21 protein-coding genes and 3 tRNA genes are annotated in these 23093 nt (G+C 62.6%); 17 read left to right on the top strand and 7 right to left on the bottom strand.

Going from position 1 to position 23093, the window contains the following annotated elements; genetic code table 11:
- Positions 1-21 precede the first annotated feature (21 nt).
- The 3 genes from JQN66_RS09765 (at position 22) to ettA (ending at position 3194) form a co-directional block, all read left to right on the top strand.
- A complete protein-coding gene (locus tag JQN66_RS09765; protein WP_204674636.1) occupies positions 22-852 on the top strand; it encodes a CPBP family intramembrane glutamic endopeptidase in 831 nt (276 codons plus the stop codon).
- Between the two features lie 72 nt (positions 853-924).
- The gene (locus JQN66_RS09760; RefSeq protein WP_204674634.1) at positions 925-1398 is read left to right on the top strand and encodes a single-stranded DNA-binding protein; all 474 of its coding nucleotides are present in this window, start codon (positions 925-927) and stop codon (positions 1396-1398) included.
- Positions 1399-1511: 113 nt separating this feature from the next.
- Complete coding sequence (gene ettA / locus JQN66_RS09755; RefSeq protein ID WP_204674632.1) at positions 1512-3194, top strand: energy-dependent translational throttle protein EttA; 1683 nt, start codon at positions 1512-1514, stop codon at positions 3192-3194.
- Positions 3195-3268: 74 nt separating this feature from the next.
- Here the strand turns inward: ettA and JQN66_RS09750 are convergent, their stop codons facing one another.
- Positions 3269-3772 carry a flavin reductase family protein gene (locus JQN66_RS09750; protein ID WP_204674630.1) on the bottom strand — a complete coding sequence of 168 codons (504 nt, stop codon included), beginning with the start codon at positions 3770-3772 and terminating at the stop codon, positions 3269-3271.
- Positions 3773-3910: 138 nt separating this feature from the next.
- Between JQN66_RS09750 and soxR the strand changes: the two genes are divergently transcribed.
- Positions 3911-4414 (top strand): redox-sensitive transcriptional activator SoxR, encoded by a 504-nt coding sequence (gene soxR, locus JQN66_RS09745; RefSeq protein ID WP_188946863.1) that lies wholly within the window; start codon positions 3911-3913, stop codon positions 4412-4414.
- Between the two features lie 21 nt (positions 4415-4435).
- Here the strand turns inward: soxR and JQN66_RS09740 are convergent, their stop codons facing one another.
- Positions 4436-5323, bottom strand: a complete 888-nt coding sequence (locus JQN66_RS09740; RefSeq protein ID WP_239463978.1) for an acyl-CoA thioesterase — start codon at positions 5321-5323, stop codon at positions 4436-4438.
- 174 nt (positions 5324-5497) lie between these two features.
- On the opposite strand from JQN66_RS09740, the gene JQN66_RS09735 reads away from it, so the two are divergent.
- Positions 5498-6157, top strand: coding sequence for a DUF8185 domain-containing protein (locus JQN66_RS09735; protein WP_204674628.1), 660 nt, complete (start codon positions 5498-5500; stop codon positions 6155-6157).
- Between the two features lie 78 nt (positions 6158-6235).
- On the opposite strand, the gene JQN66_RS09730 is transcribed toward JQN66_RS09735, so the two are convergent.
- From JQN66_RS09730 to pepN, 3 genes are all read right to left on the bottom strand, one after another.
- Positions 6236-6742, bottom strand: coding sequence for a globin (locus tag JQN66_RS09730; protein ID WP_229777220.1), 507 nt, complete (start codon positions 6740-6742; stop codon positions 6236-6238).
- The gene (locus tag JQN66_RS09725) at positions 6739-7236 is read right to left on the bottom strand and encodes an OsmC family protein (protein ID WP_188946865.1); all 498 of its coding nucleotides are present in this window, start codon (positions 7234-7236) and stop codon (positions 6739-6741) included. The genes JQN66_RS09730 and JQN66_RS09725 overlap by 4 nt, the downstream gene beginning before the upstream one ends.
- A gap of 91 nt (positions 7237-7327) precedes the next feature.
- Positions 7328-9874: an aminopeptidase N gene (pepN, locus tag JQN66_RS09720; RefSeq protein ID WP_204674626.1), complete on the bottom strand. Its 2547-nt coding sequence runs from the start codon at positions 9872-9874 to the stop codon at positions 7328-7330.
- A gap of 285 nt (positions 9875-10159) precedes the next feature.
- Here pepN and JQN66_RS09715 point away from each other — a divergent pair, with 285 nt between their 5' ends.
- The 4 genes from JQN66_RS09715 to lepB all read left to right on the top strand — a co-directional run bounded on the left by JQN66_RS09715 (position 10160) and on the right by lepB (position 12949).
- A complete protein-coding gene (locus JQN66_RS09715) occupies positions 10160-10633 on the top strand; it encodes a ribose-5-phosphate isomerase (RefSeq protein ID WP_188946867.1) in 474 nt (157 codons plus the stop codon).
- Between the two features lie 2 nt (positions 10634-10635).
- The gene (locus JQN66_RS09710; protein ID WP_204674624.1) at positions 10636-11604 is read left to right on the top strand and encodes an Fpg/Nei family DNA glycosylase; all 969 of its coding nucleotides are present in this window, start codon (positions 10636-10638) and stop codon (positions 11602-11604) included.
- Between the two features lie 185 nt (positions 11605-11789).
- Positions 11790-11863 (top strand) — tRNA-Gly (locus JQN66_RS09705).
- Between the two features lie 165 nt (positions 11864-12028).
- Complete coding sequence (lepB, locus tag JQN66_RS09700; protein WP_338029203.1) at positions 12029-12949, top strand: signal peptidase I; 921 nt, start codon at positions 12029-12031, stop codon at positions 12947-12949.
- A gap of 205 nt (positions 12950-13154) precedes the next feature.
- Here the strand turns inward: lepB and JQN66_RS09695 are convergent, their stop codons facing one another.
- The gene (locus tag JQN66_RS09695; protein ID WP_204674620.1) at positions 13155-13394 is read right to left on the bottom strand and encodes a hypothetical protein; all 240 of its coding nucleotides are present in this window, start codon (positions 13392-13394) and stop codon (positions 13155-13157) included.
- A 349-nt stretch (positions 13395-13743) separates the two neighbouring features.
- Here JQN66_RS09695 and JQN66_RS09690 point away from each other — a divergent pair.
- From JQN66_RS09690 to JQN66_RS09655, 8 genes are all read left to right on the top strand, one after another.
- Positions 13744-13818 (top strand) — tRNA-Pro (locus tag JQN66_RS09690).
- Between the two features lie 157 nt (positions 13819-13975).
- A tRNA-Pro gene (locus tag JQN66_RS09685) sits at positions 13976-14050 on the top strand.
- 85 nt (positions 14051-14135) lie between these two features.
- Complete coding sequence (gene tig / locus JQN66_RS09680; protein ID WP_188946871.1) at positions 14136-15473, top strand: trigger factor; 1338 nt, start codon at positions 14136-14138, stop codon at positions 15471-15473.
- Between the two features lie 254 nt (positions 15474-15727).
- Positions 15728-16321 (top strand): ATP-dependent Clp protease proteolytic subunit, encoded by a 594-nt coding sequence (locus tag JQN66_RS09675; protein ID WP_047120760.1) that lies wholly within the window; start codon positions 15728-15730, stop codon positions 16319-16321.
- 50 nt (positions 16322-16371) lie between these two features.
- Positions 16372-17031, top strand: coding sequence for an ATP-dependent Clp protease proteolytic subunit (locus JQN66_RS09670; RefSeq protein ID WP_204674618.1), 660 nt, complete (start codon positions 16372-16374; stop codon positions 17029-17031).
- A 166-nt stretch (positions 17032-17197) separates the two neighbouring features.
- Positions 17198-18490: an ATP-dependent Clp protease ATP-binding subunit ClpX gene (clpX, locus tag JQN66_RS09665; protein WP_188946873.1), complete on the top strand. Its 1293-nt coding sequence runs from the start codon at positions 17198-17200 to the stop codon at positions 18488-18490.
- Between the two features lie 59 nt (positions 18491-18549).
- Complete coding sequence (locus tag JQN66_RS09660; RefSeq protein ID WP_204674616.1) at positions 18550-19158, top strand: mycothiol-dependent nitroreductase Rv2466c family protein; 609 nt, start codon at positions 18550-18552, stop codon at positions 19156-19158.
- 157 nt (positions 19159-19315) lie between these two features.
- A complete protein-coding gene (locus JQN66_RS09655; RefSeq protein WP_204674614.1) occupies positions 19316-20281 on the top strand; it encodes a hypothetical protein in 966 nt (321 codons plus the stop codon).
- Positions 20282-20350: 69 nt separating this feature from the next.
- Here the strand turns inward: JQN66_RS09655 and valS are convergent, their stop codons facing one another.
- A complete protein-coding gene (gene valS, locus JQN66_RS09650) occupies positions 20351-22969 on the bottom strand; it encodes a valine--tRNA ligase (RefSeq protein ID WP_204674612.1) in 2619 nt (872 codons plus the stop codon).
- Positions 22970-23093: the final 124 nt, after the last annotated feature.

Below are 23093 nucleotides of genomic sequence, written 5' to 3'. Positions count from 1 at the left end.
CTTCTCGCGTGGATCGTAGCCATGCCGTTGTGGCTCGGCCCGGGACTGGGCCATCCGTCATTCACATGGATCGCGCTGGCAATGATGATAACTCCGAGTATTGCAGCTGTTGTCGTGGCGGCGCTCGAAGGGACGCTCGGACGATTTTTCGCGGACGTTGGCATGTGGCCAGTGCATCGGCCCTGGCGCTTCATCACAGCAATGCTCCTCGGGATACTGATTCCGGTGTTTCTGATTATCCAGGCAGTGTTCGTGGGGTCCTGGATCGGTGTCTTTCCCGGGGATCTGCAGAACTTCACGATCTTGAAAATCGTTTCAGGCGAGGCCGGTGTTGGACGTTACCTTGTTGATCAAGGTGGTTTGATTCTTGTTGCCGGACTTGTAAACCTTCTCCCTGCTCTAGGTGAAGAGGTGGGTTGGCGAGGCTGGTTGTGGCCTCGACTGCAACCGTTGGGCCAGTTGCCTGCCATCCTTATTTCCGGAGTCGTGTGGGGGCTTTGGCATGCGCCACTGATTCTTCTGGGTTACAACTACCCTCTGGCCGGCGGGCCGTGGGGCGTGATGTCCATGTGCGGCATGTGCATTGTGGTGGGCGCATTCTTTGCCTGGCTGCGTTCCTTTTCCCAATCGGTCTGGCCCGCGGCCTTCGCCCATGCGATTTTTAATGCCAGCGCGGGTCTCGTGTCGCTGTTCATGGTGATGGGGACGATGCTCGATACTCAAAAAGCTTCCATCCTCGGTTGGTCAGGATGGATTCTTCCAGCGGCCCTCATGACGGTCATGCTGTTCGCACGAGTCTTCCGTGAACAGGAAAAACCGGAAGTATCCACAGTTCGTTCGGTGCGTTCTTGAAAGAGTGGAATAGGGCCGACCATGGTGTGGAAGCCGGCATTCGCCGGTACCACGTTCAAAGGAGAACACGCCATGGCTGATCTGATGACCATCCGGGGGATTGTCGGTACGGAGCCGCAGCTGAGTATTACCCCCAAGGGTCTAGCGGTGCTCAAGTTCCGTGTTGCGACCCATGAACGCAAGCGTGATGGAGAGACCGGGCAGTGGGTTGACGGCGCGACGAGCTGGTTCTCTGTCTCGGCCTTTCGGGCCCTGGCGGAAAACGCGATGGAGTCGATCGCTCAAGGAGACCATTTGGTGATCTTCGGAAAGTTGCAGATTCGGCAATTCGACCGTCCCGATGGCACCCGGGGCATGAGCGCTGACCTTGAGGCCTATTCGCTGGGGCATGACCTCCGGTACGGTATTTCCCAATTTACAAAGGTTCGTAGTGAAAACGGCGACGGCGATCGCATCACTCACTCGTCGGCTGTCGACGCCCCTCGCGCTCCGGGTGAAACCGGGAGTGAAAATATGTGGGCCAGCGAGGAGACCGACGCTGCGTGAATCCGGCGAAACCCTCGGTGCCCGGGTGAGCTTTGTGAATCCGGGCACCGTGAGAGGAAGATTCTGCCGAATGGATTGGGTTTTGGAGCCTGCGACAGACTAGCCTTAAGGTTATGGCGGAATTCATTTATACGATGACCAAGGCTCGCAAGGCCGTTGGTGACAAAGTCATTCTTGACGATGTCAGCATGTCGTTCTATCCGGGCGCCAAAATTGGTGTCGTGGGCCCTAACGGTGCTGGTAAGTCAACAATCCTGAAGATCATGGCGGGCATTGATACCCCGTCGAACGGTGAGGCTCGACTCTCACCGGGTTACTCGGTCGGCATCCTCCTGCAGGAGCCACCGCTGAACGAAGAAAAGACCGTCCTGGGCAACGTCCAGGAAGGCGTTGGTGAGATCTACGAAAAGATCCAGCGCTTCAACGAAATCTCCGAAGAAATGGCCAAGGACGGCGCCGACTTCGACTCCTTGCTGGAAGAGATGGGCAAGCTGCAGGAAGCGATTGACGCTGCCGACGCTTGGGACATCGACAACCAGCTCGAGCAGGCTATGGACGCGTTGCGCTGCCCGCCAGGCGATGAAATGGTGACCCACCTCTCCGGTGGTGAGCGTCGTCGTGTCGCACTGTGCAAGTTGCTTCTGCAGAAGCCGGACCTGCTGCTGCTCGATGAGCCTACTAACCACTTGGACGCCGAGTCGGTCCTGTGGCTCGAGCAGCACCTGTCGGCCTACCCAGGCGCCGTCCTGGCCGTGACCCACGATCGTTACTTCCTCGATCACGTCGCCGAGTGGATCTGTGAAGTCGACCGCGGTCGTCTGCACCCATACGAAGGCAACTACTCCACCTACCTGGAGAAGAAGCGCGAACGCATGGAAGTCCAGGGCAAGAAGGACCAGAAGCTGGCAAAGCGCCTGGCGGAGGAACTCGAATGGGTTCGCTCCAACGCCAAGGGACGCCAGACCAAATCCAAGGCCCGTCTTGCACGCTACGAGGAGATGGCAGCAGAAGCCGAGCGCACACGCAAGCTTGACTTCGAAGAAATCCAGATCCCACCAGGCCCGCGCCTGGGCCAGCTGGTTATCGAGGCCAAGAACCTGAAGAAGGGCTTTGGCGACCGCGTCCTCATCGACGGGCTGTCGTTCTCGTTGCCGCGCAACGGCATCGTTGGTGTCATCGGTCCGAACGGTGTCGGTAAGTCGACCTTGTTCAAGACCATCGTCGGCATGGAGCAGCTGGACGACGGCGACCTGAAGATCGGCGATACCGTCAAGATCTCCTACGTTGACCAGAACCGCGAAAACATCGATCCGAACAAGAGCCTGTGGGAAGTTGTTTCGGATGGCCTGGACTACATTCAGGTTGGCCAGGTTGAAATGCCGTCGCGCGCCTATGTTTCAGCCTTCGGTTTCAAGGGTCCAGATCAGCAGAAGAAGGCAGGTGTGCTCTCCGGTGGTGAGCGCAACCGCCTGAACTTGGCACTGACCCTCAAGCAGGGCGGCAACCTGTTGCTGCTTGATGAGCCTACCAACGACCTTGACGTTGAAACGCTGTCCTCGCTGGAAAACGCACTCCTGGAGTTCCCGGGCTGTGCAGTGGTCGTATCCCACGACCGTTGGTTCCTGGACCGCGTGGCTACCCACATCCTGGCCTACGAGGGCACGGAAGAGAACCCATCGAACTGGTACTGGTTCGAGGGCAACTTCGAGTCCTACGAAGCCAACAAGATCGAGCGCTTGGGCGCGGATGCAGCGAAGCCGCACCGCGTTACCCACCGTCGCTTGACTCGCGACTAAGGGTTTCGGGTATGGAAAAAGCCGCCACGAATGTGGCGGCTTTTTCGTTCCCTGGCGAAGTATCTTCTGGCCGCCTAGTTGTTCGGCGCGGGGGCCAGGAGGCCTGACAGCCGGACGTATTGGCGGTCTTGGTGGAGCAGGTGCTGCTGATGGGTGCCGTGCAGGATTTCATGGACTTCGGCGGCGATAAGCCGTGAACCGCCGACGCTAATCGAGGAGTGCAAGCTCGCGCGAAGAGCTACCGGCGCGTGTGGAAAGTACGGTTCGCCAGAGGGCAGGAACTGGAATCCCTGTTCCTGCGTGAAGCGAGGGGCCCCGGGCTGTGCGAAGTTCGTCGCCAATTCGTCATGGTCTTCGCCCAACAAGTGGATCATGAAGCTCGACGCGGACAATACTGCCCCTGCTGCTCCGGATTCCTTGGTCAGGGAAAAGGACACCGCTACCGGCTCAATGGACAGCGATGCCAGCGATGACACCGTCAGGCCATAGGGAATGCCGTCGACCGTTGCGGTGATGAGCGCGACGCCGGCGGGATGATGACGGAAAGCGGTCCGGAAATCATCGGATAAAGTCGACATATTCACTGATCCTTCTGCCGGGCTGACGAGGGCGGCCCGGTGTTGGTCAGGGCCGTTGCCAACCCTGAATCTAAATCATCTCTACGCCCAACACTAAGACTTCAAGTAAACTTGAGGTCAAGCAGGAGTGTGGTGATCATGGACACAAATGGTGGCGACGAGCTGTCGCACAAGATGCCGGGGCAGGAACTGCTGAGCATCGGCACGGTGAGCGAGCGAACCGGGGTTGCCCGCTCGGCCCTGCACTATTACGAAGACGTCGGACTCATTGCGTCGCTTCGATCGGCGGGTAATCAGCGCCGGTATCCGCGGCACATGCTGCGCAGGATCTCGCTGATTACGGTGGGCAGCAAGTTGGGTATTCCGCTGAACGACATCAAGCGCGCGCTGGAGCCGGTGCCAATGAACACCATGCCCTCCGAAGCCGACTGGCTGCGGGCAACGGCCGAATGGAAACGGGTTCTGGAAGCGCGCCGAAGGGCCATCGAGGAACTCGAAGACCGTTTGATGGGCTGCATCGGCTGCGGATGCCTTTCCATGCAGGCCTGTACCTTGCTGAACCCGGAGGACGCGCTGGCCCGCGAAGGCTCTGGTGCACGCCGCCTGGAAGCCGCAGATGACGAAGACTTGCGCGCGACCTGACCCTGCCCGCGGCCGTGCCGGCTACAGGGAGTCTTCCGGCAGCCTGACCATGCCTTCCTGCGCCACCGTTGCCACCAGGGTTCCCTCGCGGTCGTAGAACTGTCCGGTCCCCAGACCGCGGGCCGATGAAGCCGAGGGCGAATGCAGCACGTACAGCAGCCATTCATCGGCGCGGAAGTCCCGGTGCCACCACATGGCATGGTCCAGGCTCGCGACGCTCAAACCAGGGTGGACCCAGGTCTTGCCGTGGGCTCGTAGCACCGGTTCCAGCAGCATGTAGTCGCTGGCGTAGGCCAAGGCGGCACGATGCAGCGCCGGGTCGTCGGGAAGCTTGGCCGTGGTGCGCAACCAGACAACGGCCTCGGGGGACTTTTCGAACTTGTGCGGAAGATAGATGGCGTCGGTGACATGCCGGACATCGAATGGTCTTTGATAAGCCCACTCCCGCGCGACGGGGTGGTCGATGTGCCCGATGAGCTCGGCCGTGGTCGGCAGCGTCTCGGGGTCCGGAGCCGAGATCGGCAGCGGATCATGGTGCTCGATGCCCTGCGCCGGTTCCTGGAACGAGGTGATCATCGACAGGATCGGCTCGCCGTTCTGGTAGGCGTGCACGCGCCGGGCCGAAAAGGATCGTCCGTCGCGCAGGCGCTGGACGCCGAAAGTGATGTTCTGGCTGGGATCTCCGGGTCGCAGGAAATAGCCATGGAGGGAATGCACGGCGCGGCTTGGTTCAACCGTGCGCGTTGCCGCGACGACGGACTGGGCCAGCACCTGGCCGCCAAAGACACGCCCGAAGGTGTGCGACGGGGTGTGGCCTACGAAGATATCCTCATCGGTTCGCGCATGGTCATCGCCATCCAAATTGAGCAGATCCAGCAGCATTTGTGTTGTGCCTAGTTCTTCGGACACGTTCTCGACTCCTTCAGGTCCATGATGTGAACGAAGGGCAACGCCGTGTACCCCTAAGTAACATGACGTCTTCTATTCACAGTCTCATCGTCCAACTATACGTTTCAAGGCAGTTCATGACGCCATTAGCGGAAGCAGGGAATGGCAGAACCTGAGTCGTGAGACGATGAATGCATGGCAAGCAGCGCTTTAGTTTTTGACGACAATACCTCCGTCACGGATCTGGCGAACTTCATCAGCCGGGCCAAAACCGTGGAAGACGATGCGGCGCTGCTCATGGCACGGGGTACCGCCCTGGCAGTCTACGTCCCGGTGCTGGTACCGGCGGACCTGGGCCAGGGGGAATACACCATCCTGGCCATGCGGGTGCACCGGCTGGCCCAGCCGGCGGAACTGACCCGCAGCTACTCCCTGGCATCGATGCAGGACCGTCTGGCCCGCATGGCGGACGGCTCGGTCGAGTTCTCGCTTCCACCGGTTGAAGAGAACCCTCGATGGGCCGGGATCTCGGTGCCGGTCTCGGGGTGGACCGACAGCGGAACCATCGCCGATGACGCGCTGCGCACCGCGGCCCAAACGGGCATTGATGCCGTGGCCAAGGCCTTGCCTGAGACTCCCGGAAAGCCCGTGGTGGCTCAGATCCGCCAGCGGATCTGGTCATCGCCGATTCTTGCCAGCGAGCACGAGCTGCCCATGGGAGCGGCCTTCGCGATGCAGGCCCTGGGCTTCCTCGTACTTGGCGGTGAAAGCCGGATCTTCCGCAACGGGGGCTGGGTGCGGATCAGCAACGGGCGCGGGCACGTGGTGCTGCGCCGGTCGTCGCTGCTGGGCTAACCGGCTGCACCAGGCACTAAACGAAAGATGGGCTGGAACTCCCGGGGGAGTTCCAGCCCATCCATGTTCTGCGGCAGGTTACATGGTGTCCGGGGTGTTCTGCAGCGAGTGCGCCGCGCGATCGAAGTAGTCGCGCAGCGTCTCGGCTTGGAGCATCGGAAGCTCCAGCTGGTCGATGGCCTTGTTCATGTGCCCCAGCCAGACATCGCGGTAATGCGAGTTGATCGGGTAGTTGTGGTGGCGCATGCGAAGGCGCGGATGGCCGCGGTGCTCGGAGAAGGTTGTGGGCCCGCCCCAGTACTGTTCAAGGAACAATTGCAGGCGCACCTGGGCCGGATGCAGGTCTTCCTCCGGGTACATCCGTCGGAAATCTTCATCCTCGGCCACGGAGGCGTAGAAGTTCTTGGTCAGCTGGGAGAACACCGGCCGGCCGCCGACCTCCTCGTAGAACGTTCCGGCGTACTGCGATGCATCGACCGGCTCCTGCGCCAAGTCGAGGAATTCCTGCGATGATTTTCCCATCACCAAGGGGTTGCTCATGGGGTCGCGCCGGACGGCCTGCGGAAGAAACTGTGGTTCGCTCATTGGCTAGATCCTTGGGTATCTGTCGGTTGGAAGGGGACTGGCTCATGCAGGACCGGGAAATTCACGGATCGTGCGATGAAGCAGACCTTGTTGGCCTCGCGGTGCAGCGAATCGGCCAATTCCCGCTGGGACTCGTCGGCGAGCTCCACCCGGGGATGCAGCACCACCTGCGTGAACTCGCCGCTGTTGTCGCGGTTCAGGCGCAGAGTTCCCGTGGATTCATCGCTGTAGCCCGTGACAACAACTCCGTGCGTCACCGCCACATGCAGGTAGGAGAGCATATGGCACTGAGCCAGCGCCGCCAGCAGCAGCTGCTCCGGATTCCACCGGTCCTTGTCGCCGTGGAATGTCGGGTCGGCGGTGCCGGGAAGATCGGGCAGGCCCGGCGCCCGGACAATGTGGTCGCGGCCATAGCTGCGGTATCCCTGGGTTCCGGCGCCGCGGTTCCCGGTCCAGTCGATGCCCACCCGGTATTGGTGCTGCGAGAGGTCCATGACCCTATTCTCCCACCCTTTAAACGAACAGTGGTGTGCCATCACGCACACGGCGCGTGGCACACCACGGGTTCGCTGCCGGTCAGGCTTATTAGGCCTGCGCGTCAGCCGCGCGGGCGGCCAAGGCGCGCACCACGTCCGCCTTGGACTCCACCAGCAGCCGGCGCATGGCCGGATGCTTCTCGCCGAGCGAGGACAGGAAGCCGTCGGTGGCCTCCAACGTCTGCTCGGAGACGTTCGAGCCCGGGTAGAAGCCCAGTACGATCTGCTTGGCCATTTCGTGGGAGAAGGACTCCCACGTGTTGACCAGCAGGCCGAAGTACCGCTCCGAATAGCCGGAGAGCAGTTCGGAGTCATGAGTGGTGTTGAAGCCGGCGATGACCGCGCTCTGCTGGTCGTTGGACAGGTTTGCGCTGGTCGCCGCGGCGAACGCGGCGGCCTTGGCTTCGGCCGTAGGGCGCGCGGCGCGGGCGGTGTGCCAAAAGGCCTTGCCCTTGGCGGTGTCGTCGTCGGCAAGCACCGCGTCCAGCGCGGCGTCGTCCATGCGGCCGCCGGCGGACAGAGCGATGGCCAGGGCCCAGCGCAAATCGGTGTCCACGGCAAGCCCGTCGAGCACGGTGGAGCCGTCGAACAGCGACTGCACGGTATCCAGCTGCGCGTCCGTGCGCGAGCGGTGGGCGAAAGCCTTGGTGAACTGCAGCTGCGCGTCGGATCCGGCGTCGGCTTCCGAAACCAGCTCCCACAGCCGGTCGGCGGCGTGGACACCCAGCTCCTTGCTGTGCTCGGCGGCCACGAAGGAATCCAGCGAGGTGTTCAGCTGGCGCAGCAGCACCATGATCACGGTCGAGTCGACCTCGTGCCCGATGTTGTTCAGCAGCAGCTGGACATAGGTGCGCGCCGGGGACTCAGCCTCGCGGACCGCGTCCCAGGCCGCGGACCAGACCAGCGTGCGGGGCAGGGACTGCGCGAAGTCCTTCAGATGCTCGGTGGCGGTGGCCAGCGAACGCTCGTCCAGGCGGATCTTGGTGTAGGTCAGATCGTCGTCGTTCAGCAGCACCAGGTCCGGGCGCTGCAGGCCGACCAGCGCCGGCACCTCGGTGAACTCGCCGTCGATGTCCAGCTCCTCGCGGTGCACACGCTGCAGCTTGCCGTCGGCATCCAGCGAGTAGAAGCCCACGGCCAAGCGGTGCTGTCGCAGGGTCGGGTAGTCCGCGGCGGCGCTCTGGCGGATGCCGAAGGCGGTGATGGCGCCGTGCTCGTCCTCGGAAATCTGCGCGGTCAGGGTGTTCACGCCGGCGGTTTCCAGCCAGGACTCGCCCCAGTGGCTCAGGTCGCGGCCGCTGGCCGCTTCCAGTTCGCGCAGCAGGTCGGGCAGCTCGGTATTGCCCCAGGCATGCTTGGTGAAGTATTCGCGGACCCCGGCCATGAATTCTTCCTGGCCGACGAAAGCCACCAGCTGGCGGAGCACCGAGGCGCCCTTGGCGTAGGTGATGCCGTCGAAATTGACCTCGACGTCCTCCAGGTCGTTGATCGGGGCGACGATCGGGTGGGTGGAAGGCAGCTGGTCCTGGCGGTAGGCCCAGTTCTTCTCCAGCGTATTGAAGGTCGTCCAGGCGCTGGTGAACTCCGTGTTCTGCGCCGCGGCCAGGGTGGACATGAACTCCGCGAAGGACTCATTCAGCCAGAGGTCGTTCCACCACTTCATGGTGACCAGGTCGCCGAACCACATATGGGCCAGCTCGTGCAGGATGGTGATGGCGCGTCGCTCCACCATGGCGCCGGTGGGCCGGGAGCGGAAGACGTACTCTTCCAGGAAGGTCACCGCACCTGCGTTCTCCATGGCCCCGGCATTGAATTCCGGCACGAACAACTGGTCGTACTTCTCAAACGGGTACGGGGTGCCGAAGTTCTTCTCGTAGAACTCGAAGCCCTGGCGGGTGATGGTCACGATGTTCTCGACATCCAGGTACTGCATCAGCGAGGCGCGGGCGAACACTCCCAGCTCCACGGTGCGCCCGCTGGAGGAGACCAGCGAGTCGCGGGCCACCTGGTAGGGGCCGGCGATCAACGCGGTGATGTAGCAGGAGATGCGCTGGGTTGGCGCGAAATCCCAGGTGGCGGACTCGCCGTCTTCCGTCGGCTGCGGGGTGGGGGCGTTGGAGACGACGTTCCAATATTTCGGCGCCGTCACCGAGAACTGGAAGGTGGCCTTCATGTCCGGCTGCTCGAAGACGGCGAACATGCGGCGGCAGTCGGCGACCTCGAACTGGGTGTAGAGGTAGACCTCCTGGTCCACCGGGTCCACGAAGCGGTGCAGGCCTTCGCCGGTGTTCATGTACAGCGCATCGGCGTCGATCACCAGGACATTCTCGGCGGCCAAGTTCGGCAGCTGGATCCGGATGCCGTCGGACACCTCGGCGGGATCCAGCTCGATGCCGTTCAGCTTCACCGAGCGCACCGTGTCGGTCACGGCGTCGATGAAGCTCGCGGCTCCCGGGGTCGCGGTGAATCGCACGGTGGTCTGCGAGGTGAACACGCGCTCGCCGCGGGTCAGGTCGAGATTCACCTCATAGGACTCGACATTGATCAAACTGGCGCGTTCGGCGGCCTCGGCGCGCGTGAGGTTCATTCCTGGCATGGGGGTCTCCAATTCCTCGTGAGGCGTCACCTCACCCGAAGTTCTGAAATGGATATTGAATATCTATTCCTATTGTGGCACCCGCCACCGCCACCATGGCAACCCCCGGCCGGGAGAATCCTTATATTTCGCGTATTTTTTTCGCGTCACGAATTTCGCCGGTCCGAATCGCGTCCCGACTTCATACTATTGCCCGGCGGGTGACGCAATGCCCATGGTGCGCGCGTTGGTCGCTAAGCTAGAAGCGACAGCAACAACCGTCCCCAATGAATGAGGCTCCACACGATGCGCGTGCATATCGCCACCGACCATGCCGGTCTTGAACTCAGCGACTACTTGGTCAAGCACCTGACCGCCAAGGGCTACGAGATGGTCAACCATGGACCGAAGGCCTATGACGCGGAAGACGACTACCCGGCATTCTGCATCAACGCGGCCAAGGCCGTTGTGGCAGACCAGCGTGCCGGCGTCGACGCGCTGGGCATCGTCCTGGGCGGCTCTGGCAACGGCGAGCAGATCGCCGCCAACAAGGTCGAGGGCATCCGTGCCGCACTGGCATGGAACCTGGACACCGCCAAGCTGGCCCGCGAGCACAACAACGCCAACGTGATCGCCGTGGGCGGCCGCCAGCACACCGTGGAGGAAGCCGCCGAACTGATCGAGGCTTTCCTGGCCGAGCCGTTCAGCGAAGCCGAACGCCACGTTCGCCGCATCGGCAAGATCGCGACCTATGAAACCACCGGCGAGGTCATCGACTAACCGTGCCCGAAGGACATTCCCTTCACCGCCTGGCCCGCCAATTCGACGACGTTTTCGGCGGCCAGACGGTCAACGTTTCTTCCCCGCAGGGCCGCTTCGCGGTGGACGCGCAGCGCATCGACGGGTGCCGGCTGGAGTATGCATTCGCCAAGGGCAAGCAGCTATTCTGCCTTTTCTCCAACGATCTGTACCTGCGGGTGCATCTGGGGCTATACGGCGCCTTCAGCTTCGGTGGAGACAGCTACTTCACCGGCGCGTCATCCATCGGCGCCCCGCGGAAGATCGGTGAACGCGAAACTTCTGCGCCGCAGGAGGCGGGGGAGTATGCCGGTCCACCAGCCCCGGTGGGCGCGGTGCGTGCCCGCATCGTCTCCGAGCATGGCTGGGCCGATCTGCGCGGCCCGACTGCCTGCGAGGTGCTGGACCACGAACAGGTGCAGATCCAGCTGGCCAAGCTTGGGCCGGACCCGCTGGTCGGCGCGGCCGTCAGGTTCCGGGCCGCCAAGGGGCAGGCGGATCCCGCCGAGGCGGACGCCCGGCTGGATGAGGCCTACACGCTGTTCCGCGCCAACCTGCTGCGCACCAAATCGCCGATCGGCATCGTGCTGATGAACCAGCAACTCATCAGCGGCGTGGGAAATATCTACCGCGCCGAGGCGCTGTTCCGCAATCGGATTTCTCCCGACCTTCCTGCCAATGAGCTTTCGACACGCACCGCCAGAAAACTGTGGAACGACATCGTGGAGACCATGGAAGACGGGGTGCGTGACGGAAGAATCATCACGACGCATCCCGAAGACCGCGATCCCGAGGGATTGCTGTGGCCGGACAATGCCTACTACGTTTACCAGCGCCAGGGGATGGGGTGCCGGAAATGCAACGCAAAGATCTCGCTCGCGGAGGTCGCCGCAAGGAAGTTGTATTGGTGCCCTAAATGCCAGCGCCTGCCGCGCAAGCGCGGCGGCAATTAGGATTCTTAAGCGCCGGGAATTCGGAATTATCGGATCAAATTCGGATTTCCGGCGTGTTCTGTCTCGTCTGCACCGAACTCGGTGCTAGTGAATGGATCCCAAGTCGGATAGTGGTTTCCCGATTTGCAATGCCCAAGTTTCATGGTCTAGACTAGAACTTGTTCGAAGCGATGCAGCTTCGGAATGGGGATGTAGCTTAATGGTAAAGCCTTAGTCTTCCAAACTAATGACGCGAGTTCGATTCTCGTCATCCCCTCCAGAAAAAGACCTCACCTCGGTGAGGTCTTTTGCGTTCCCCGCGGTTCGCCAGGGCCTGGACAAGACCTGCGCGGTGCTGCGTGGTGGACCGCCAGCTTTTCATAGGTTTTCTCCGCAATACTGGAGCAACGGCCAATCTGACCAACGGCGTTAAACGTACCGGAGCATGGTTCGTAGCCGACCTTCAGGTTCGACCGGAGCACCCCAGCTGACGGATGAATCTCCCAAGCCCCGTCAGGTTGGGCCACGGCGCCGGTACCTTGCAGTGGCGCCCCCCAAGGGCCCCGGTTTCCCCCAACCGGGGCTCTTGCCTTGTTCTTGCCCCGGGAATAGACCAAATGACCGCATGCCAAGGTTTCCCAAGGGTGCTCCGCGCACGCTGTGCTGGATCATTCCCAACACTCTAGGTGCTTGGGCCATGAGACTTGTGCAGCCCCGGTGGCAGCGCGGCGCGTCTACTCCAACGCATCGAGGTTCCGGCGCCGCGCAGCATGGATCCTGTCGACGACCCTCGGTTGCATGTGGTGCCGATGATTTTTCAGGGACCGCCGGACATTTGTGTGGCAGGTGGTCATTACTAAATGGGGGCTCTGAAGATGTCGTGCTCAACCGCATAGTAGCCGTTGGCGGCCAGGGAGTCTCTATCAGGGACTCACTGCTTGATGTGGATGGGTGGCGCGTGGACGAACCGGGCAGCGACGCCAGCATTATCGACGGGATCTGGTCCGGCCCGGTTGCCATTCCGGAGGGCGCGGTCTTCGTGCTCGGCGACAACAGGGCTGCATCCATTGACTCCCGGGGCTCCGGACCCGTCGCGCGGGATGAAGTTCGGGGCAAGGTGCTGTTGAGCCTGGGGACCCTGAGCCGCGACTTTTCTGCCGCCGCGGCATCGGAGCGGCCCCTGCCATTCAGTTCGGTGCACCGACAACTCCGCGATCGACCGGCCGCGGAGGGCGTTCACGGGGCGCCCGAGATTCAAGAGTGGTGCTCGGAACTCATGCCCGGGCGCAGCGGCGCCGGGCCGACCAGCACCAGTTCGATGGATTTGTCCGGAATCTCGAACACCAAGGTGGCCGGCAGGCTGTAGCCGGGCTTGATGACCATGTCCGCGGTGTTGGTCCACTAGACCGCGGAATCGAAGGGTGCGACGACGTGCACCGAGAATTCGGCGGCGGTGAATCGAGTGCCGTCTAACTCGAGGGTGGTAAACGCCACCAGCATGCGCACGCGTTGAAGTCCCGCGGGCAGGGCCGCCCTGAGCGCCGGCACCGCGGGAGGCTAGTGATCGAGCTCTAGGGGAATGAGTCCCTGGATGCGGGCAAGACCCCGGACACGGCGCCCATGGCTCCCAAAGGGGTCGCGGTGAGTTTCGGGGCGCTCATCAACTTGCCCACGCCGATTCCGGTCATGGCAAGCCCAAGCATTCCAATCGGGATCAACGCCAGCACCGCCCGGCGCGATGGACCTGAGGACTCCTGCGAAGGCCCGGAACCTTCCGGCTCCTGATCGATGGTTGTCGTTTCGAAAGTCATGATTCATGCTGTCCCTCCAACCCTGTCAAAAGCCTGGCTAACGCGTGAATACTCCGGGAGCCGCAGTTCAAATGGACTTCGCTAAAGCAATTCTCGAATTGCGGCGGCCCCCGCATTTGTTGTTATGCACCTCACGTCTGTGCTGAATACGGACGAAAGATCGGTAATATTCTCGGAAAATCCCCGGAAACACGGGGTTTCCCGGCGGTGACTGGAGAGGAACCCTGATTTTGCATTTGCGCTGAACCCGTGTATCTTTATTTCTTGTGGTCAGGCGCGGATAAAGAAATCCAAACCTGAATTCACAAAGAGTTGATTCAAGTGAAAAGCGATTTTCTCAGGAATTCAACGGGGTGTAGCTCAGCTTGGCTAGAGCGCGCGCTTTGGGAGCGTGAGGTCGCAGGTTCGAATCCTGTCACCCCGACTCATGAACCAGGGATTTCGGTCCGGAAGTACATGAAACTTGAGAGCTAAATATTATTTAGATCTTGTGATCTTCGGATACTAGTGAAATAGTCCGAACTGCATCACAGACGATTAGTGGATACGGTAAAACTTCGGTTAGACTGATCACTGCTAATCGGGGTGTAGCTCAGCTTGGCTAGAGCGCGCGCTTTGGGAGCGTGAGGTCGCAGGTTCGAATCCTGTCACCCCGACTCTGTCGAACAACCCCGCAACGCCACCATGTTGCGGGGTTTTTGCAGATTAGACCTAATTATTACGACTCAGGAGTACAACGCTGTGAAGAGCGCCGTCGAAAACGTCAACCCGACCCGGGTTAAGCTGACCGTTGAAGTTCCTTACGAAGAGCTGAAGCCCCGCGTCGATGAGGCGTACAAGACTATCGCTCAGCAGATCCAGATCCCTGGCTTCCGCAAGGGCAAGGTCCCTTCCCGCCTGATCGATCAGCGCGTTGGCCGCGGCTACGTGATCGAGACCGCTGTGAACGAGGGTCTGAACGAGTACTACCAGGCCGCCATGGTCGAGAACGAGCTCACCCCGCTGTCGCGCCCAGAGGTCGACATCACCGAGCTGCCTTCCATCGAGAAGGAAGGCGAGGGCCAGCTGGTCTTCACCCTGGAAGTTGACATCCGCCCGAACGTCGAGCTGCCTGACTACAAGGGCATCGAGGTTTCCGTCGAAGCCAAGGAAGTTTCCGACGAGGACATCGAGAAGGCCCTCGACGACCTGCGCGGCCGTTTCGGCACCCTGAAGGACGTCGAAGCTCCAGCAGCTGCTGATTCGTTCGTCACCATCGACCTGACCGCTTCGGTCGAGGGCGAAGAGGTCGACTCGGCCCAGGGCCTGTCCTACCAGATCGGCTCGGGCAACATGCTCGAGGGCATGGACGAGGCCATCACCGGCCTGTCCGCTGGCGAAGACGCAACCTTCGAAACCGAGCTGGCTGGCGGCGAGTACGCCGGCAAGCCTGCCACCGTCAAGGTTGTCGTGACCGCAGTGAAGCAGCGCGAGCTGCCAGAGGCCAACGACGACTTCGCGCAGCTGGCTTCCGAGTTCGACACCATCGTTGAACTGCGCGAAGACCTGGGCAAGTCCGCCGCCGAAGGCAAGATCGTCGAGCAGGGCGTCGAGGCCCGCGAGCTGGTCCTGGACAAGCTGCTGGAACTGGTCGAGGTTCCAGTGCCTGAATCGGTCATCAACGAGCAGATCGAGCAGCACTTCGATCAGCCGAACGCCGAGGACGACCACGACACCGAAGAGCACCGCGCAGAAGTTCGCGAGAACACCGAGCGTGCCTTCAAGAACGAAATCATCCTGGACGCAGTGGCCAACGCCGAAGAGGTTGGCGTCGAGCAGTCCGAGCTGATCGACTACATCGTGCAGACCGCCGGCCAGTACGGCATGGAGCCAAACCAGTTCGCGCAGATGCTGGACGGCGCCGGCCAGGTTCCGATGCTGCTGGGCGAGGTACGCCGCCGCAAGGCCCTGGCAAAGGTCCTGGAGTACGCAAAGGTCACCGACTCCAACGGTGCCGCCGTGGACCTGAGCTCCTTCGTCAAGCCAGCTGGCGAAGACGAGGCAGTTGAGGCCGAGGCCGAGGCAACCGAAGCCAAGTAGCCTTCACCCGAATCATTGATGGCCGTCCGCCAGCATGTGCAAACACGCTGGTTGACGGCCATTTTTGTTCGCTTCCGGCGTGCAGCATGCGCCGTGAGCGAAACAGGGGCATGAAACGCCCCATCAAGGACTTGAAGTAAGTAATCTGCAAGTAAACCAGTTGCAGCTTTGGGATTCGGACTTTGGATTCCAGAATCTGATCTACACGTTTGGAAGAGGTAGAGAACATGTCAAATGATTCGCGCACTCCCACCATGGCCACCGTTGACCCGGCCGGCCGTGAGGATTACATCTACAACCGCCTCCTCAAGGAGCGCATCATCTGGCTGGGCTCCGAGGTCCGCGACGACAATGCGAACGCCATCTGCTCGCAGCTGCTGCTGCTCTCCGCAGAGGACCCGGAGAAGGACATCTACCTGTACATCAACTCGCCGGGCGGTTCGATCACCGCAGGCATGGCGATCTACGACACCATGCAGTACATCCCGAACGACGTGGTGACCGTGGCCACCGGCCTGGCAGCCTCCATGGGGCAGTTCCTGCTGTCCTCCGGAACCCCGGGCAAGCGCTTCGCCACCCCGAATGCCCGCATCCTGATGCACCAGCCATCGGGCGGCATCGGCGGCACGGCCTCGGACATCAAGATCCAGGCCGAGCTGATCATGCACATGAAGAAGGTCATGAGCGAGCTGACTGCCGAGCAGACCGGCCAGACCGTGGAGCAGATCCTCATCGACAACCAGCGCGACAAGTGGTTCACCGCAGAAGACGGCCTGGCCTACGGCTTCTTCGACAAGATCGCCAAGCACGCCGGCTCCGTCACCGGTGGCGGCGGAGTCGAATCCTAAGCGCCGCACCCACCTGCTTGAATCACACAGATTTGTCCTAGGAGAACACCATGCACTTCAATCCTGAAGCCACCAGCGGCCAGATGCCTTCGGCCCGCTACATCCTGCCGCAGTTCGAGGAGCGTACCCCGTACGGCTTCAAACGCCAGGACCCTTACGCCAAGCTGTTCGAAGACCGCATCATCTTCCTCGGCGCCCAGGTCGATGACGCCTCCGCGGATGACGTGATGGCCCAGCTGCTCGTCCTGGAATCGATGGACCCGGAGCGCGATGTCACCTTGTACATCAACTCCCCGGGTGGTTCGTTCACCGCGATGACCGCGATCTACGACACCATCCAGTTCATCCGCCCAGAGGTGCAGACCGTATGCCTCGGCCAGGCCGCCTCGGCCGCCGCCGTGCTGCTGGCCGCCGGCACCCCGGGCAAGCGCCTGGCGCTGCCGAACGCCCGCGTGCTGATCCACCAGCCTGCCATGGGCGGGGGCGAACGAGGCACCGCGACGGACCTGCAGATCCAGGCCGAAGAGGTCATGCGCATGCGCGCCTGGCTGGAGACCACCATCGCAGCGCATTCGGGCCAGACCGTGGAGAAGGTTCGCGACGACGTCGAGCGCGACCTGTTCATGACGGCTGCCGACGCGAAGGAATACGGCATCGTGGACGAGGTCCTGACCCCGCGCAAGATCAACCGCGCGGTGCTGGGGCACTAGTCCGATCCGGGAATAATTGCTGAATACTGGCGGTTTACCTGAAATGTGGCTTTCGGTTGAAAGTGACTCATGACGGGTAAGCCGCCTTGTTCAGCTATTTTGGGGACTACCTGGCCTAGAATTGGGTAAGTCCACAGCTACTGAAGGCAAATGGGAGAATGGTGCGATGGGACGTATGAGCGAGGGCTCGGACCTGCTGAAGTGCTCTTTCTGCGGAAAGAGCCAAAAACAGGTTAAGAAGCTGATTGCCGGCCACGGCGTCTACATCTGCACCGAGTGCATTGAGCTGTGCAATGAGATCATTGCCGAGGAATTTGCCGAAGAGCAAGTCAATGAGGAATTCTCGCTGCCCAAGCCGCGTGAGATCTTCGATTCCCTGCAGGAATACGTGATCGGCCAGGAGAACGCCAAGCGCGCCCTGTCCGTCGCCGTGTACAACCACTACAAGCGCATCCACGGCAACCAGGAACACGCACCGGTTGCCGCCCTGACCAATGACGACCCGCTCGGCGACGTCGAGGTGTCGAAGTCCAACATCATGCTCATCGGCCCCACCGGCTGCGGCAAGACCTACCTCGCCCAGTCGCTGGCCAAGAAGCTGAACGTGCCCTTCGCCGTCGCCGACGCCACCAGCCTGACCGAAGCCGGATATGTCGGCGAGGACGTCGAGAACATCCTGCTCAAGCTCATCCAGGCCGCGGACTACGACGTGAAGAAGGCCGAAACCGGGATCATCTACATTGATGAAATCGACAAGATCTCGCGCAAGAGCGAGAACCCGTCGATCACCCGCGATGTCTCCGGCGAAGGCGTGCAGCAGGCGCTGCTGAAAATCCTGGAGGGCACCGTCGCAGCGGTCCCGCCGCAGGGCGGACGCAAGCACCCGCACCAGGACTTCCTGCAGCTGGACACCACCAACATCCTGTTCATCGTCGCCGGCGCCTTCGCCGGCTTGGAAGAGATCATCTCCTCCCGCGCCGGCCGCAAGGGCATCGGCTTCGGCGCCCCGTTGACCGCGCTGAAGTCCGAGGTTGCCTCGTACTCCGACGTGCGCCCGGAAGACCTGCTGAAGTTCGGCCTGATTCCCGAGTTCATCGGCCGGCTGCCGGTGATCACCACCGTGGAGCACCTGGACCGCGACGCGCTGGTGCGTGTGCTGACCGAGCCGCGCAACGCGTTGGTCAAGCAGTACCAGAAGATGTTCCAGATGGACGGCGTGCAGCTGAGCTTCGAGCAGCCGGCGCTGGACGCCATCGCCGAGTTGGCCATTGAACGCGAAACCGGCGCCCGTGGCCTGCGCGCCATCCTGGAAGAAACCCTGGCCGGCATCATGTTCGAGTTGCCAAGCCGTGAGGATGTCGCCGAGGTTGTCGTGACCCGCGAAACCGTCATGGACGGCGCCGAACCGACCCTGCTGTCGCACGCAGTGGTGGCCAAGCGGAACAAGAAGTCCGCATAGTTCAGCTCATCATCAGCCTGCCGGGTTCCGGCGGGAGACCCTAGGAAAGTTGGTAGTTCATGGCTTCGCGTCAGCATGTCGATTTCTGGTTTGACCCTATTTGCCCGTTCGCCTGGGCGACGAGCCGCTGGATCAAGGAAGTCGAGAAGGTCCGCGATATCGAGGTTTCCTGGAACGTCATGAGCCTGTCGGTGCTGAACGAAGGCCGCGACCTGCCCGCCGAATACCGTGCGAAGATGGACGATTCCTGGGGCCCGGTCCGGGTCATCATCAAGGCGGCGCAGGACCACGGCGACCAGGTCAAGGACCAGCTCTACACCGCCATGGGGGAGCTGTTCCACCAGGAGAAGCTGACCGACCGCGACGAAGTGATCGAGAAGGCGCTGCAGAAGACCGGACTGCCGGCCGAGCTCGCCGCCGCGGCCCACACCGACGCGAACGACGACGCGCTGCGCGCAAGCCATGACGTCGGCATCGGCAAGGTCGGCCAGGACGTCGGAACCCCGATCGTCGCAGTCGACGGGGTGGCCTTCTTCGGACCGGTGATCACCCGCATCCCCAAGGGCGAAGAAGCAGGCAAGATGTTCGACGCCGCCGCCGCGCTGGCAGCCTTCCCGCACTTCTTCGAGCTCAAGCGCTCGCGCACCGAAAGCCCGGAATTCGACTAGTCAGTTCGCCGCCACAGGGACGTTCCGCTCCGGAACGTCCCTGTGGTGTTTTAAGCCGCAGGCGCACCAAGCACATGGGGACGGCCCGTCCGGCGAGCATCGGCGATTGCTAAGCTGTAGCCAGGGCCAATTCGATGGCCCCCAGGAAGGATAAACCGTGCCTGCAACGATTTCCCGCTGGCGGTCCATCACCGCGAGCGTATTCTTGATCATCGGCCTGGTCCTCGCCCCGGTCTCCATCACTGGCTTGTGGGCGACGAAGCATGTGACGAACACCGAGGGTTTCACCCAGACGCTCGCGCCGCTGGCCAAGAACCCGCAGCTGCAGGAAGAGCTCTCCGGGCAGATCTCCCAGGCCATCTCCAACCAGCTGCAGCTTGAAGAGCGCATCAATTCGCTGACCGGCGACGGGTTCGTCTCGAGCCTGGTGCCCAGCGGGCAGATCGCCGGGAAAGTGGACGGCATTGTCAACGGCGCGGTGCACAACCTGGTGCAGTCCAACCAGTTCGCCTCAGTGTGGGAATCCACCCTGCGCGCCAGCCACGCGAAAACCGTCGCCATTCTCTCCGGCAACAGCTCCACCGTCTCCCTGGACGACGCCGGAGCCCTGACCTTCCAACTCAGCAACGTGCTCGGGGAGGTCGTGAACTCCCTGACCGCCCTGGGCATCCCCGGTCTCGGCGCGCTGACGAACCTCGAATGGGACGTGCAGATCATCCAGAGCGACGCGCTGCCCGCCGTGCAGCAGGCGTACACGCTCATTGAAAGCTACGGGCCATGGCTGGTCTACGTGGCCGCGGGCTTGCTGGTGGCCACGGTCATCCTGAATCCGCGTTATGTGACGCGCTCGCTGATCGGCCTGGGCCTGGTGACCGGGCTCAGCGCGCTGGCCATCGCCACCCTGGTGGCCGACTACGCGGGGGAGCACCTGTTCGCGAATCTGGACCCTGCGGTAGCCGACCTCATCTACAACCAAGCCACCGGATCGCTGACCGGGGCCCTGACTACGGTTGCAGTGGTTGCGGCCATCCTGGGCGCTGCCTCCTGGCCGATTTCCAGCATCCTGCGCCGGCGGCAGGGGACCGGGCGCGAACAGGCCGGCCGGCCCCTCATCGAGCAGTAGCCTCGGCATAGCGAAACGGCGGGCCGCCGGGAAAACTCATTCCCGGCGGCCCGCCGTTTCGCGTTCGGACTAGGCTTCTTCGACCGGTGCCAACTCCACGTTGGCCACGGTCAATTCACCTTCGGCTTCCACGAGGGTCAGCTCGCGGGCGTTGGCCGCGGACTTGAGATCCTCGAAGCCGGCCCGCAGCTGCGCGATCTGTGCGGCCGGCGCATGGATTTCGCCGGAGAGCACCTCGGTGCGCTGCTTGACCTTTGCGTCGGACTTGGCCTTGCGAATGCCGGACAGCGCGGTGCCCACCAGCGGCAGCACCTCTGCGTCCGCATCGGCGATCGCCGCGGCCAGGTGGCCGGTGGTCGGCCACTGCGCCTGGTGCACCGAACCGGCGCGCCACCAGCCCCAGACCTCTTCGGTCGCGAAGGGCAGGAACGGAGCGAACAGGCGGAGCACCGAATCCAGGGTGGTGGCCAAGGTGGCCAGCACGCTGGCCTGCTCGGCTTCGCCGTGTCCGCCGTAGGCGCGGTCCTTGACCAGTTCCACGTAGTCGTCGGTGAACGACCAGAAGAAGGATTCGGTGATGTCCAGGGCGCGGGCGTAGTCGTAGTTCTCGAACGCGCGCTGGGCGTCGCCGATGACCGTGGACAGGCGGGTCAGCAGCGATTGGTCCAGGCCGTTGATCACCACGGAGGCGTCGTCGGTGAGCACGTTCGCCTCGGTGGCGCCCAGGTTCAACACGAACTTCGACGCGTTCAGGATCTTGATGGCCAGGCGTCGGCCAATCTTCATCTGGTTGATCTCGTAGGCGGTGTCCGCGCCGAGCTTGGCGCTGGCGGCCCAGTAGCGCACCGCGTCCGCGCCGAACTTGTCCAGCACGTCGTTCGGGACCACCACGTTGCCCTTGGACTTGGACATCTTCTTGCGGTCGGGGTCCAGGATCCATCCGGAGATCGCGGCGTGCTTCCACGGGGCGTTGCCGTGCAGCGCATCGGCGCGGACCGCGGTGGAGAACAGCCAGGTGCGGATGATGTCGTGGCCCTGCGGGCGCAGGTCGAACGGGTAGACCTTCGAGAAGAACTCGTCGTCGCGGCCCCAGCGGCCGACGATCTGCGGGGTCAGCGAGCTGGTGGCCCAGGTGTCCAGCACGTCGGCGTCGCCGATGAAGCCGTTGGCTTCGCCGCGCTGGTCCTCGGTGTAGCCTGCCGGGGCGTCGGCGGCCGGGTCGACCGGCAGCTGCGAGATCTCAGGCAGGATCGGGGCGTCGTAGTTCGGCTCGCCGTGCTCGTCGACCTGGTACCAGACCGGCACCGGCACGCCGAAGAAGCGCTGGCGGGACACCAGCCAGTCGCCGTTCAGGCCCGAGACCCAGTTCTCGTAGCGCGAACGCATGAAGGACGGGTGGAAGTCGATCTGCTGGCCGCGTTCGATCATGCGGGCGCGGCGCTCCTCGTCGCGGCCGCCGTTGCGGATGTACCACTGGCGGGAGGTGACGATTTCCAGGGGCTTGTCGCCCTTTTCGAAGAAGTTCACCGGGCGGGAGATCTTCTTCGGCTCGCCGTCCAGCAGGCCGGCCTCGGTGAGCAGCTCGACCATGGTCTCCTTGGCGGAGAACGAGGTCTTGCCGGCGATCTTGGCGTAGACCTCCTTGCCCTCCTCGGAGGTGATCCACTCCGGGGACTCGGCCAGGATGCGGCCGTCGCGGCCGATAATCGGGCGGGTCGGCAGCTGCAGTTCGCGCCACCAGGTCACGTCGGTCAAATCGCCGAAGGTGCAGACCATCGCGATGCCCGAGCCCTTGTCGGCCTGGGCCAGCGGGTGCGGGTAGACGGTGACCGGAACGCCGAACAGCGGCGAGGTCACGGTCTTGCCGAACAGGTGCTGGTAGCGCTCGTCATCCGGGTGCGCGACCAGGCCGGCGCAGGCGGCCAGCAGTTCGGGACGGGTGGTCTCGATGAAGACCTGCTCGCCGGACTCGGTGGCGAAGCCGTAGCGGTAGTACGCGCCGGGCATTTCGCGGTCCTCGAGTTCGGCCTGGGCCACGGCGGTGCGGAAGGTGACGTCCCACAGGGTGGGGGCCTCGGCCATGTAGGCATCGCCCTTGGCCAGGTTCTCCAGGAAGCCGCGCTGCGAAACCGCACGCGAATTGTCATCGATGGTGCGGTAGGTCATGCGCCAGTCCACGGACAGGCCCAGGGTGGAGAACAGCTGCTCGAAGACCTGCTCGTCCTCGACAGCCAGCTCTTCGCAGATCTCGATGAAGTTCTTGCGGCCGATGACGTCCCAGTCGCGCTGGTTCTTGGCCGGCTTCTCCGGCGGGCGGTAGCCCTCGATGTACGGCTTGGTCGGGTCGCAGCGGACGCCGAAGTAGTTCTGCACGCGGCGCTCGGTCGGCAAGCCGTTGTCGTCCCAACCCATGGGGTAGAACACGTTCTTGCCGTTCATGCGCTGGTAGCGGGCCAGCACGTCGGTCTGCGTGTAGGAGAACATATGTCCTACGTGCAGCGAACCGGACGCGGTAGGCGGGGGAGTGTCGATGGAGTAGACGGCCTCGCGGGTCGTGTCCTCATTGAAGTGATAGGTGCCCTCGGTGCGCCACCGGGACGAGAGACGTTCCTCCAAGCCTTCCAAAGCGGGCTTGTCAGGAACGGAAACCGTTGCGGGCGCGTCTGTGCCCAAGTTTTCTTCTGCCATGGGTTCATTCTTTCATGTTTTATCCGGCGCGCGGTCATCCGTGTCAATGGTTTGCCCCACGTCCGCCTCGCATTTGCCTGCACCGCAAGAAAAGGGTCAGTGCTTCGTCACATCATGCGGAAGA

This window comes from Glutamicibacter protophormiae (assembly GCF_016894325.1).
In the GTDB taxonomy this organism is placed as follows: Bacteria; Actinomycetota; Actinomycetes; order Actinomycetales; family Micrococcaceae; genus Glutamicibacter; species Glutamicibacter protophormiae.
This window is presented reverse-complemented; position numbering and strand designations above follow the sequence as displayed.

What these genes read in the sequence shown, in the direction of transcription:
- JQN66_RS09765 (WP_204674636.1), top strand. Translation starts at nt 22, where the DNA reads ATGCCGTTGTGGCTCGGCCCGGGACTGGGCCATCCGTCATTCACATGG.
- JQN66_RS09760 (WP_204674634.1), top strand. Translation starts at nt 925, where the DNA reads ATGGCTGATCTGATGACCATCCGGGGGATTGTCGGTACGGAGCCGCAG.
- ettA (WP_204674632.1), top strand. Translation starts at nt 1,512, where the DNA reads ATGGCGGAATTCATTTATACGATGACCAAGGCTCGCAAGGCCGTTGGT.
- JQN66_RS09750 (WP_204674630.1), bottom strand. Translation starts at nt 3,772, where the DNA reads ATGTCGACTTTATCCGATGATTTCCGGACCGCTTTCCGTCATCATCCC.
- soxR (WP_188946863.1), top strand. Translation starts at nt 3,911, where the DNA reads ATGGACACAAATGGTGGCGACGAGCTGTCGCACAAGATGCCGGGGCAG.
- JQN66_RS09735 (WP_204674628.1), top strand. Translation starts at nt 5,498, where the DNA reads ATGGCAAGCAGCGCTTTAGTTTTTGACGACAATACCTCCGTCACGGAT.
- JQN66_RS09730 (WP_229777220.1), bottom strand. Translation starts at nt 6,742, where the DNA reads ATGAGCGAACCACAGTTTCTTCCGCAGGCCGTCCGGCGCGACCCCATG.
- JQN66_RS09725 (WP_188946865.1), bottom strand. Translation starts at nt 7,236, where the DNA reads ATGGACCTCTCGCAGCACCAATACCGGGTGGGCATCGACTGGACCGGG.
- pepN (WP_204674626.1), bottom strand. Translation starts at nt 9,874, where the DNA reads ATGCCAGGAATGAACCTCACGCGCGCCGAGGCCGCCGAACGCGCCAGT.
- JQN66_RS09715 (WP_188946867.1), top strand. Translation starts at nt 10,160, where the DNA reads ATGCGCGTGCATATCGCCACCGACCATGCCGGTCTTGAACTCAGCGAC.
- lepB (WP_338029203.1), top strand. Translation starts at nt 12,029, where the DNA reads ATGGTTCGTAGCCGACCTTCAGGTTCGACCGGAGCACCCCAGCTGACG.
- JQN66_RS09695 (WP_204674620.1), bottom strand. Translation starts at nt 13,394, where the DNA reads ATGACTTTCGAAACGACAACCATCGATCAGGAGCCGGAAGGTTCCGGG.
- JQN66_RS09675 (WP_047120760.1), top strand. Translation starts at nt 15,728, where the DNA reads ATGGCCACCGTTGACCCGGCCGGCCGTGAGGATTACATCTACAACCGC.
- JQN66_RS09670 (WP_204674618.1), top strand. Translation starts at nt 16,372, where the DNA reads ATGCACTTCAATCCTGAAGCCACCAGCGGCCAGATGCCTTCGGCCCGC.
- clpX (WP_188946873.1), top strand. Translation starts at nt 17,198, where the DNA reads ATGGGACGTATGAGCGAGGGCTCGGACCTGCTGAAGTGCTCTTTCTGC.
- JQN66_RS09660 (WP_204674616.1), top strand. Translation starts at nt 18,550, where the DNA reads ATGGCTTCGCGTCAGCATGTCGATTTCTGGTTTGACCCTATTTGCCCG.
- valS (WP_204674612.1), bottom strand. Translation starts at nt 22,969, where the DNA reads ATGGCAGAAGAAAACTTGGGCACAGACGCGCCCGCAACGGTTTCCGTT.